Annotated in this window: 1 protein-coding gene; it reads right to left on the reverse strand. The window is 62.1% G+C overall.

The window, feature by feature from the left end; all coding sequences use genetic code 11:
* Nucleotides 1-303: 303 nt before the first annotated feature.
* Nucleotides 304-822 carry an Hcp family type VI secretion system effector gene (locus tag H1D44_RS20705; RefSeq protein WP_181517154.1) on the reverse strand — a complete coding sequence of 173 codons (519 nt, stop codon included), beginning with the start codon at nucleotides 820-822 and terminating at the stop codon, nucleotides 304-306.
* Nucleotides 823-962 lie beyond the last annotated feature (140 nt).

Below are 962 nucleotides of genomic sequence, written 5' to 3' on the forward strand. Positions count from 1 at the left end.
TCCAGGGTGAAGTCGATCACCGCCAGCTCGGCGCTGTCGACCCCGGCGAGATCGAGGGTGAACTGGAGTCCGGTCTGATTGGCCATGCTTCCCTCCTGGAAGGCGAACGCGCGACAGGTCGCCGCGACAGAGATTACGTGTCGCCCCCGACAAGACAAGAGCGCAACGGCACGAAGGGGCGAAGGCTGACAGAGCTGTCAGCGATGTCGTACACGCCGCGACGCCAGCGCTCGCAGAGGAACGCTGGCGTCGTGACGCGAAGCTGGCCCCCACCCGGCGAGCCGTCGGGCGGGGGCGAGTCGATCAAGACTCGATCGGGGCGCGCCAGTCGTCGGAACCGGAGGTGCCGGCGACGTTGTGTTCCCAGTCGATCTTGCGGTAGGCCAGGGAGACGTCCATCAGCTGAGTGAACTCAGCCTTGGTGGTGTCCTGGGCGTGGGGCATGCGCAGGTTGATGTCGACGATGGTGGCGTCGGTCAGGGTGGTGGTGAAGAAGTGCTCCTGCTTGCCTTCCACGGAAGTGCGGTACCACTTCAGCTCCACGTTGGGCAGCATTTCGCCGGAGGCCAGGGTGTTGTACATCAGCGGCACGGCCTTGTTGAGGGCCACGGTGAAGACGAACGGCTTGTGGGCGCGCTGGCCGGAGGGCTGGCCGGACTGCGGGTCGGTGGGCACGGTGACGACGTGCTTGAACTCCTGAACCAGCATCTCGTCTTCGTGGCCTTCCACGTAGATGTTGCCCACGGAATCCGGAGTGAAGGCACCGGCAGTGATGTTGCCCTGGGTCTGGCCCTGGATGCTGATATAGCAGGGAGTCGGCATGGTCTGCTCCTTGACGATGTGAATGAAATGTCCCGATGGACAGTCCGTAGGGGCAGAGTCCGTGCCAGAATCAGGTAAATAGTATAAATACAATAAGTTGCCTGGAATTGATGCGGTTGGAGCTAAGTGGAATTAGGCAA

The organism is Billgrantia kenyensis, from assembly GCF_013697085.1.
In the GTDB taxonomy this organism is placed as follows: Bacteria; Pseudomonadota; Gammaproteobacteria; order Pseudomonadales; family Halomonadaceae; genus Halomonas; species Halomonas kenyensis.